This window comes from Streptomyces sp. NPDC051913, assembly GCF_044593635.1.
GTDB lineage: Bacteria > Actinomycetota > Actinomycetes > Streptomycetales > Streptomycetaceae > Streptomyces.
Genome location: NZ_JBIUCI010000004.1, coordinates 752,036 through 761,815, shown reverse-complemented (window position 1 = coordinate 761,815; position 9,780 = coordinate 752,036). Strand labels below are relative to the sequence as shown.

Here is a 9,780-nt window from a genome sequence, read left to right as displayed (position 1 = left end):
ATCAAGACCATGAAGGAGACCGGCGCCGACATGAGCGTCAAGTACAAGGAGACCGCCCGCGGCGGACTCGCGGTGAACATCATCGAGTGCTGAACCCGGACGCGACGGCGGCCCGGTCCGTTGGGTTCCCACGGACCGGGCCGCCGGTGCGTTCACACGTATTCCGTCGCCGCGTCGAGCAGCCAGTCCGCTAGATAGCCGGCGAAGGACGAGCGGACCAACACCCAGAACCCGGCCCGGGGTTCGCCCCGGGCGACCAGGACGACCTGGGTGCGGCCGAGGGTCGTCTGGGCGCAGCGTCCGGCGCCGAAGGCGCGCGGGTGGAGGTCCAGCGCGCAGCCGTGAGCCAGCAGGTCGCGGGCGCCGGGGCCGGTGACGAGGAGCGTGGTGCGCTGGGCGGAGACGTCGATCACGGAGACGAGTTCGTCGCCGGCCGCCTCCCGGACGCGGCTCTCCAGGTCCCCGGCGGAGCCGGGCGGGGCGACCAGCAGCCATTCGTCCGGGCCGAGCCAGAGGGCGGTCAACTCCCCCGCGCGGACCGCGGTGTTGGGCTGGAGGGGCAGTTGGAGGTCGAGGGCCAGTCCTACGGCCTCCGCCGCCGCGCCCTTGGCGTCGAGACGGACGTTCAGCTGGGTCAGGAAAGGGAGTTCGGCCAGCCGTATCGCGCCCCCGGACGTCCGGGTCGCGGCGGCGAAGCGGTCCGCGGCCGGGGCCAGCGGGCTGCGGAGCGGGGCGGCGGTCAGGGTGGTCTCAGCCATCGCGGCGGGCTCCTTCGGGGTCGTAGAGGACGGGGCTCGCGACGGTCACCGCGACCAGCCGGTCGCCGACGGGGGCGTACAGGCGCTCGCCGATGCGGTCGCGACCGCCCTTGATCAGGGCGAGGGCGAAGGTCCGGCCGAGGGCGGCGCTGCGGTAGCTGCTGGTGACATGGCCGAGCATCGGGACCGGCGGGGCCGAAAGGACGCTGTCGGTGATCAGGTGGGTGCCTTCCGGGAGGAAGGTCGCCGGGTCCTCGGGGAGCAGGCCGACCAGGTGCTTGCGGTCGGCGCGGACCGTGTCGGCGCGGGCGAAGGAGCGCCTGCCGATGAAGTCGGGCTTCTTCTTCGAGACGGCCCAACTCATGCCCAGATCCTGCGGGGTGACGGTGCCGTCGGTGTCCTGGCCGATGATCGGATAGCCCTTCTCGGCGCGCAGGACGTGCATCGTCTCGGTACCGTAGGGGGTGATGCCGTACGGGGCACCGGCCTCGTACAGCGCCTCCCAGAGGGCGCGGGCCGCCCACGGCGACACGTTGATCTCGTAGGCGAGTTCGCCGGAGAAGCTGATCCGGCACACCCGTGCCTCGATGCCGGCGACGGTCGTCTCGCGCCAGGCCATGAACGGGAAGTCCTCGTTGGCCACGGCCAGTTGGGGCGCGAGTGAGCCGAGGACCGCGCGGGACTTCGGGCCGACCAGGGCGACGGTGGCCCACTGTTCGGTGACGGACGTGCAGTGGACCTTCAGCTCCGGCCACTCCGTCTGGAGCCACTCCTCCATCCAGTCGAGTACGGCGGCGGCGTTGCCGGTCGTCGTGGTGACCAGGTAGCGGTCCCGGTCCACGCGGATGACGGTGCCGTCGTCGAAGACCATGCCGTCGGGGCGGCACATGACGCCGTAGCGGATCATGCCGACCTTCAGGGTGCTCATCATGTTGGTGTACAGCAGGTCGAGGAAGGCGCCGGCGTCCGGGCCCTGGACGTCGATCTTGCCGAGGGTGGAGGCGTCCATGAAGCCGACGCTCTCGCGGGTGGCGGCGCACTCGCGCAGGACGGCGGCCTCCATGTCCTCGCCGGCCCGCGGGTAGTACCAGGGGCGCTTCCACTGACCCACGTTCTCGAAGAGGGCGCCGTGCTCGATGTGCCACTCGTGCAGGGCCGTGGTGCGGACCGGGTCGCTCAGCGCGCCGCGGTCACGTCCTGCGAGGGCGGCGAAGGAGACCGGTGTGTAGGGCGGGCGGAAGGTGGTCGTGCCGAGCGCCGAGATGTCCACGCCGAGGAGTTCGGCGACGACACCACTGGCCAGGACACCCGAGGTCTTGCCCTGGTCGTTGGCGGTGCCCGCGGTCGTGTAGCGCTTGGTGTGCTCGACCGAGCGCATGCCGGCGCCGGTGGCACGGGTCAGGTCGTCGACGGTGACGTCGCGCTGGAGGTCGACGAAGCGCGGGGCGCCTTCGCGGCCGGGGACGGTGAAGACCTGCATGGCCGGGGTGGGCCTCGGTCGGGCGGCCGGTTGCGGCAGGCTGGGCGGCCGCGGGGTGTATCCCTCCGCCTCGATCGCGCGGGCGCCCGCCGCCGCGCCCTGGGCGAGGACGCGGGCGACGTCGAACACGCCGCTCGCGCCGCCCGCGACCTCGACGGCCTGGCGGCAGGCGTCCGGGACGAAGGTGCCGAGGTCGGCGTCGTGGCGGAGTCTGCCGCCCGCCTGGCTGTAGAGGTGCGCGACCGGGTTCCAGCCGCCGGAGACGAGGAGCAGGTCGGCGGCGAACTCGCGTCGGCCTGTGGTCTCGCCGTACGGGGCGACGGTCACCGCGGTCAGGCGGGGGTCGCCTTCCGTACCCGTGACGGCGTGGCCGGGCAGTACCTCGATGCCGGCCGCCCGTGCGCGCTCGGCCCACTCCCCCGGTTCGGGGCGGGTGTCGACGATCGCCGTGACGTCGACGCCGGCGGCGGTGAGGTCCAGGGCGGCGGCGTAGGCGCTGTCGTTGGTCGTGAACACCACCGCGTGACGGCCGGGCAGGACGCCGTAGCGGTTGACGTAGGCGCGGGCGGAGGCGGCCAGCATCACGCCGGGGCGGTCGTTGTCCGCGAAGGCCAGGGAGCGTTCGTGGGCGCCGGTGGCGAGGACGACCCGGCGGGCGCGGATGCGCCAGACGCGTTCGCGGGAGACGTCGGTGGGGGCGGCGGCGCCGAGGTGGTTCGTGCGGCGTTCCACGGCGAGGAGGTGGTTGTCGTCGTAGTAGCCGAAGACGGTGGTGCGGCGCAGGACGCGGACGTCAGGGGCCGTGTCGAGTTCTTCGGCGGTCCGCGCGACCCAGTCGAGGTGCTCGGCCGTGCTGAGGAGGCTGCCGCCGGGTTCGGGCTGGTCGTCGGCGAGGATGACGCGGGCGCCGGTACGGGCGGCGGCGGTCGCGGCGGCGAGGCCGGCGGGGCCCGCGCCGACGATCAGGAGGTCGCAGTGGGCGTGTACGGCGTCGTAGCGGGCCGGGTCGGGTTCCGTGGCGAGGCGGCCCTGGCCGGGGAGGCTGGTGGCGACGAGGCCGTCGTAGAGCTCGATGGACGGGGCGGGGAGCATCGGTTCGGGGAACGGGGCCTCTATCTGGACGACCGCGTTGGGTTCTTCGACTCCGGCCGAGAAGATGCCTCGGGGGCGGCCGAGTTTGATGCTGGTTCCGGCCTCGATGACGCCGTTGGCGAGGAGGGCGGAGGCGAGGGTGTCGCCCTGGTTGGCGTGGTATTCGATGCCGTCGAAGGTGAAGGCGAGGGGGTGTTCGCGGTCGATTCGGCCGCGGGTGGGGTGCCTGAAGGGCGGGTTCTCGCCCCCGCCGCCCCTACCCGTCCCATCCCCAGGGGCTGCCGCCCCTTCGACCCCGCTCCCAGGGGGCTCCGCCCCCTGGGCCCCCGTCGGCCCTGAAGGGGCCTCGTCCTCAAACGCCGGACGGGCTGAAAGAGATGCGCCGGCGTTGAGAGGTGCCGGACGGGCTGGAGTTGCCGGTCGCGGTTCACCAGGCGCGGGACGTTCTTCTCCCGCCCTGTACACCGCCAGTACCTCGTTCGTCGACGTGTCCCGGATCGCGTTGAACCAGCGGCGGCAGCCCGCGGCATGGGTCCAGCGTTCGGCGAAGGGGCCCTTCGGGTTGTCGCGGAAGAAGAGGTAGCGGGCCCATTCCTCGTCGGAGAGGGAGGCGGGGGTCTCCGGGTAGGGGACGTGGGCCTGGCCGCCGTAGTGGAACTCGGCCTCGTCGCGCGGTCCGCACCACGGGCAGGGGATGAGCAGCATGTCGTTCGGCTCCCTTGAGGATCCCTAGTGGGCCACCGCGGCCGCGCCGTGCTCGTCGACGAGCGCGCCGGTGGTGAAACGGTCGAGCGAGAAGGGGGCGTTGAGGGGGTGGGGGGTGTCGTGGGCGATGGTGTGGGCGTAGACCCAGCCCACTCCGGGCGTCGCCTTGAAGCCGCCGGTGCCCCAGCCGCAGTTCAGGTAGAGGTTCTGGACCGGGCTCAGGCCGACGATCGGGGAGGCGTCGGGGCTGACGTCGACGATGCCGCCCCAGGTGCGCAGGACGTGGGCGCGGGCGAAGACGGGGAAGAGCTCCAGGGCCGCGGACATCTGCTCTTCGATGATGTGGAAGGCGCCGCGCTGGGTGTAGGAGTTGTAGGCGTCGATGCCCGCGCCCATCACCAACTCGCCCTTGTGGGCCTGTGACACGTACACGTGGACCGCGTTGGACATGACCACCGTGGGGTGGACGGGTTCCAGGAGTTCGGAGACCAGGGCCTGCAACGGATGGCTCTGGAGCGGGAGTTCGATGCCCGCCATGGCGGCCAGGACCGAGGTGTGGCCCGCCGAGCACAGGGCGACCTTGCCGGCCGCGATCGGGCCGAGTGAGGTCTGGACGCCGACCACCTTGCCGCCGACCACGTCCAGCCCTGTGACCTCGCAGTTCTGGATGATGTCGATGCCGGCCGCGTCCGCCGAGCGGGCGAGGCCCCAGGCGACGTGGTCGTGTTTGGCGATGCCGGCGCGCGGCTGGTAGGTGGCGCCGAGGACGGGGTAGCGCACGTCCGGGGAGGTGTTGACGATCGGGCAGACCTCGCGCACGCCGTCGGCGTCGAGCCACTCCGCGTCCACGCCGTTGAGGCGGTTGGCCTCGACGCGTCGCACGCTGTCGCGGACGTCCTGGAGGCTGTGGGCGAGGTTGAGGACGCCGCGCTGGCTGAAGAGGATGGGGTAGTCGAGGTCGTCCGCCAGGCCCTCCCAGAGTTTCAGCGCGTGCTCGTAGATGCCCGCGCTCTCGTCCCAGAGGTAGTTGGAGCGGATGATCGTGGTGTTGCGGGCCATGTTGCCGCCCGCGAGCCAGCCCTTCTCCAGTACGGCGACGTTGGTGATGCCGTGGTTCTTCGCCAGGTAGTGCGCGGTGGCCAGGCCGTGTCCGCCGCCGCCGACGATGACGACGTCGTACGACCGCTGGGGGGCGGGGTTGCGCCACAGCCGGTCGGGGTGCTCGGGGAGTTCGGCGCCGGGGGTGCGGGGGCTCATCGGATGTCTCCGTTCGGCACGTTCATACGGTGTTCGCGTTCCTCTCGGCGGCCTCGACCACGTTGGCGAGCAGCATCGCCCGGGTCATGGGGCCGACCCCGCCCGGCATCGGTGCGACCCACCCGGCCACCTGCCGGGCGTCCGGGTGGATGTCGCCGACCAGGCCCTGCTCGGTGCGGGTGATGCCGACGTCGAGGACCGCAGCGCCGGGGCGCAGCATGTCGGCGGTGATCAGTCCGGGTGAGCCCGCGGCCGCGATGACGATGTCCGCCTCGCGTACATGCCAGGCGAGGCCCTTGGTGCCGGTGTGGCAGAGGGTGACCGTGGCGTTCTCGGAGCGGCGGGTGAGGAGCAGGCCGATGGGGCGGCCGACCGTGATGCCGCGGCCGATCACGCAGACGCGGGCGCCGGCGAGGGGGACGTCGTGGCGGCGCAGGAGTTCGACGATGCCGCGCGGGGTGCACGGGAGGGGGGCGTCGACGCCGAGGACCAGGCGGCCGAGGTTGACGGGGTGCAGGCCGTCGGCGTCCTTGGCCGGGTCCATGCGTTCCAGTACGGCATTGGCGTCCAGCTGCTTCGGGAGCGGGAGTTGGACGATGTAGCCGGTGCAGGCGGGGTCGGCGTTGAGTTCGTCGACGACGTCCTCGACCTGCTGCTGGGTGGCGTCGGCGGGCAGGTCGCGGCGGATGGAGGCGATGCCGACCTGGGCGCAGTCGCGGTGCTTTCCGCCGACGTAGGCGTGGCTGCCGGGGTCGTCGCCGACGAGGACGGTGCCGAGGCCGGGCGGGCGGCCGGTGGTGGCGGTCGACTTGGCCACGCGCTCGGTGAGTTCGCGGCGGATGACGGAGGCGGTCGCCTTGCCGTCGAGCAGCTGCGCAGTCATCGTCTTCCCTCGGTCAGCCACGGAGGCGGGACATGGTCGGGTCGAACAGGGGCTCCTCGGTGACGGTCGCCTCCACGCGCTGGTCGAAGTAGCCGATGTGCAGGGCCGTGCCGGGGGTGGTGAGTTCGGCCGGGAGCCAGGCGTAGGCGATGCCCTTGCCGATGGTGTAGCCGTAGGCGGCGCTGGTGACGTAGCCGACGGCGCGGTCGCCGGCGTAGACCGGTTCCTTGCCGAGAACGACCGAGCGCGGGTCCTCGATGGTGAGGCAGGTGAGCCTGCGCCGTACGTCGGCCTTGCGGCGCTCCAGGGCGGCCTTGCCGATGAAGTCGTCCTTGTCGAGCTTGACGGCGAAGCCGACGCCGGCCTCGTAGGGGTCGTGCTCGTAGGTCATGTCGGTGCCGAAGGAGCGGTAACCCTTCTCCAGGCGGAGGCTGTTGAAGGCGCCGCGGCCGGCGATGACTCCGCCGAGCGGCTTCGCCGCCTGCCACAGGGTGTCCCAGAGTTTCTGGCCCTGGTCGGCGGTGGTGTAGAGCTCCCAGCCGAGTTCACCGACGTAGGACAGGCGCATCGCGGTGACGGGGACGCTGCCGATGTAGGCGCGCTTGGCGCGGAAGTACTTGAGGCCCTCGTTGCTGAAGTCCTCGTCCGTCAGCGGCTGGAGGACCTTGCGGGCGAGCGGGCCCCACAGGCCGACGCAGCAGGTGCCGGGGGTGATGTCGCGGACCTGGACGGTGCCGTCGGCGGGGAGGTGGCGGGTGAACCAGTCGAGGTCGAGGTTGCCGTTGGCGCCGACCTGGAACTGGTCTCGGGCGAGGCGGGCCACGGTGACGTCGCTGCGGATGCCGCCGTCGTGGTCGAGGAGCAGGGTGTAGGTCACGGAGCCGACGGACTTGGCGACCTTGCCGGTGCACAGCCGCTCCAGGAAGGCGCCGGCGCCGGGGCCGGTGACCTCCAGGCGCTTGAGGGCCGTCATGTCGTACATCGCGACGGTCTCGCGGGTGGCCTGGGCTTCGGCGCCGACGATCGGTGACCAGTACTGGGCGGCCCAGTCGTTCGGGGTGGGGATCGAACGGCCTTCCACCAGGCCCGCGTTGGCCTCGTACCACTGGGGGCGTTCCCAGCCGTTCGCCTCCAGGAAGAAGGCGCCGTGTTCCTGCTGGCGGGTGTGGAAGGGGCTGGTGCGGATCGGGCGCGGCTTCCCGGAGGGCTGGAGGGGGTGGAGGATGTCGTAGACCTCGACGAAGTTCTGGCAGTCGCGGGCCAGGACGTACTCCGGGGAGAGCTGGTGCGGCTCGAAGCGGTTGAGGTCGCACTCGTGCAGGTCGAAGGTCGAGCAGTGGCCGTCGACCAGCCACTCGGCCATCGCTCGGCCGACGCCCGCGGAGTGGGTGACCCAGACGGCCTCGGCGACCCAGAAGCCCTTGACGTCGGGGGACTCGCCGAGGAGCGGGAAGTTGTCGGTGGTGAAGGAGAAGAGGCCGTTGATGCCCTCCTCGATCTTCGCCTCGCGCGTCGACGGAAGCAGGGACTGCGTCTCGGTCCAGGCGGGGTCGAAGTCCTCCTCGGTGAACTTCAGGACCGAGGGCATCTCGGCGTTCTCGTCGAAGGCGCGGATGTCGTCGGCGGAGATGGGCATGGGGCGGTGGCCGTAGTAGCCGATGCCGATGCCGTCGTAGCGGTCGCGGTAGTAGAGGTCGGCGTCCTGGTGGCGCAGGATCGGGCGGACCGCTTCCTCGGTCTGGCCCGCGAGGGCCGGGACGGGGCCGGTCCAGGCGAGCTGGTGGGCGAGGGGGGTCAGCGGGAGGTTCAGGCCGACCATGCGGGCGATCCGCGGGCCCCAGATGCCGGCGCAGCACACGACGATGTCGGCTTCCAGATCGCCGTGGTCGGTGCGGACGCCGGTCACCTCGCCGTCGGTCCGCAGGATGTCGAGGACCTCGTGGCGGGCGAGGAACCGCACCCCGCGCTCGGTGGCGCGGCGGATCTGGGCCTCGACGGCGAGGACGGCCTTGGCGAGGCCGTCGGTGGGGACCAGGAGGCCGCCGAGGACCCGGTCCGGGTTGACCAGGGGGTGCTGCTCGACGCACTCCTCGGGGGTCAGCAGCCGGGAATCGATGCCCCAGGCGGTGATCCAGCCGTGCCGGCGGTGCAGTTCGGCGAGGCGTTCGGGGGTGGTGGCCACTTCGAGGCCGCCGACCTGGAGGAAACAGGGCTTGCCGTCGACGTCGAGGGAGCTGAACTTCTCGACGGTGTACCGGGCCAACTCGGTCATGGTCTTGGAGGAGTTCGTCTGGAAGACCAGGCCCGGGGCGTGCGAGGTGGAGCCGCCGGTCGCCGGGAGCGGGCCCTGGTCGACCACGGTCACCTCGGTCCAGCCACGCTCGGAGAGCTCGTCCGCAACGGCCGCGCCGACGACGCCCGCTCCGATGACGACCACTCGGGGTCCCGCCATTGCCGCACCTCCGGTTCAGTTGCTTTCTACGCAACGTGATTCAGGTTGCGCAACTCAATGTGCCTGTCGCGCAGGTGGGTGTCAAGAGCCCGGTGACGTGCGAGAACACCCCTCGGAAAACAGGAATGCCCGGTGGGCGGCGCACGTCCCGCGCGCCGCCCACCGGGCATCCGTCAAGGAGTTACTTGATCCAGGCGTCCACCTTGGCGCGGTTGGCCTCGACCCACTTCTTCGCCGCCGCCTCGGGCGTCATCTTGTCCACGGCGATGTACTTCGCGACGGTGTTCTGGTCGTCGTTGGTCCAGTTGAAGTTCTTCACCAGGTCATAGGCGGGGCTGCCGGACTTGGCGAACTTTGCGCTGACTATCTTGTCCAGGTCGTACTCGGGATAGTCGCAGGCGACCTTCTCCGCGTCGGCGTCACAGCCGTCCTTGTAGGCCGGCAGCGCGACCTTCTTCAGCGGCACCTCGGACAGGAACCACTGCGGCTCGTAGAAGTAGCCGATCACCCATTCCTTGTTCTTCTCCGCCTTGCGGAAGGCCTGGATGAGCGCGGTCTCACTGCCCGCGTACACCACCTTGAAGTCGAGCTTCAGGTTCTTCACCAGCGCCTCGTCATTGGTGACGTACGAGGGGTCGCCGTCCAGGAGCTGGCCCTTGCCACCCGACTCGGAGGTCTTGAACTTCGCCGCGTACTTGTCGAGGTTCTTGTAGTCGAGGATGTCGGGGTGGGCCTTCGCCAGCCACGGCGGCACGTACCAGCCGATGATGCCCTTGTTGCCGGTGGAACCGGCCTCCACGGCGGTCTTCTGGTCGGTGATGTACTTCTTCTTCAGATCGGGATGGCCCCAGTTCTCCAGGACGGCGTCCACCTCGCCGGTGCCGAAGCCCTGCCAGGCGATCTCCTCCTTGAGGTCCTTGGAGTTGACCTTGCACTTCAGGTCGTTCTCCGCGACGTACGCGACGACGGCCGCGTCCGCCTCGTAGCCCACCCACGGGTTGACCGCGAGGTTGAAGGTGCCGCACTTGCCGGACTCGCCCGAACCGGCGCTGTCGTCGCCGACCTTCGCGCCGCCGCAGGCGGTGAGGGCCAGGCCCAGGACCGCTGCGCCGGCCGCTCCGGCTCGCCAGTGTCTTGCCATGGTGTGGTGCTC

The 9,780-nt window shown here is 71.1% G+C and carries 6 protein-coding genes; all 6 read right to left on the bottom strand.

Annotated features, from left to right (window positions below; all coding sequences use genetic code 11):
• Positions 1-152: 152 nt before the first annotated feature.
• The gene (locus ACIHIX_RS16030; RefSeq protein WP_399955553.1) at positions 153-758 is read right to left on the bottom strand and encodes a sarcosine oxidase subunit gamma; all 606 of its coding nucleotides are present in this window, start codon (positions 756-758) and stop codon (positions 153-155) included.
• A complete protein-coding gene (locus tag ACIHIX_RS16025; RefSeq protein WP_399955550.1) occupies positions 751-4,035 on the bottom strand; it encodes a sarcosine oxidase subunit alpha family protein in 3,285 nt (1,094 codons plus the stop codon). The genes ACIHIX_RS16030 and ACIHIX_RS16025 overlap by 8 nt, the downstream gene beginning before the upstream one ends.
• Before the next feature lie 24 nt (positions 4,036-4,059).
• Positions 4,060-5,292, bottom strand: coding sequence for a sarcosine oxidase subunit beta family protein (locus ACIHIX_RS16020; protein WP_399955547.1), 1,233 nt, complete (start codon positions 5,290-5,292; stop codon positions 4,060-4,062).
• A gap of 22 nt (positions 5,293-5,314) precedes the next feature.
• Positions 5,315-6,175 carry a bifunctional methylenetetrahydrofolate dehydrogenase/methenyltetrahydrofolate cyclohydrolase gene (locus ACIHIX_RS16015; RefSeq protein WP_399955544.1) on the bottom strand — a complete coding sequence of 287 codons (861 nt, stop codon included), beginning with the start codon at positions 6,173-6,175 and terminating at the stop codon, positions 5,315-5,317.
• A 13-nt stretch (positions 6,176-6,188) separates the two neighbouring features.
• Positions 6,189-8,627, bottom strand: a complete 2,439-nt coding sequence (locus tag ACIHIX_RS16010; protein ID WP_399955541.1) for an FAD-dependent oxidoreductase — start codon at positions 8,625-8,627, stop codon at positions 6,189-6,191.
• 181 nt (positions 8,628-8,808) lie between these two features.
• On the bottom strand, positions 8,809-9,768 hold the full coding sequence (locus tag ACIHIX_RS16005) for an ABC transporter substrate-binding protein (RefSeq protein ID WP_399955538.1): 960 nt from the start codon (positions 9,766-9,768) through the stop codon (positions 8,809-8,811).
• Positions 9,769-9,780 lie beyond the last annotated feature (12 nt).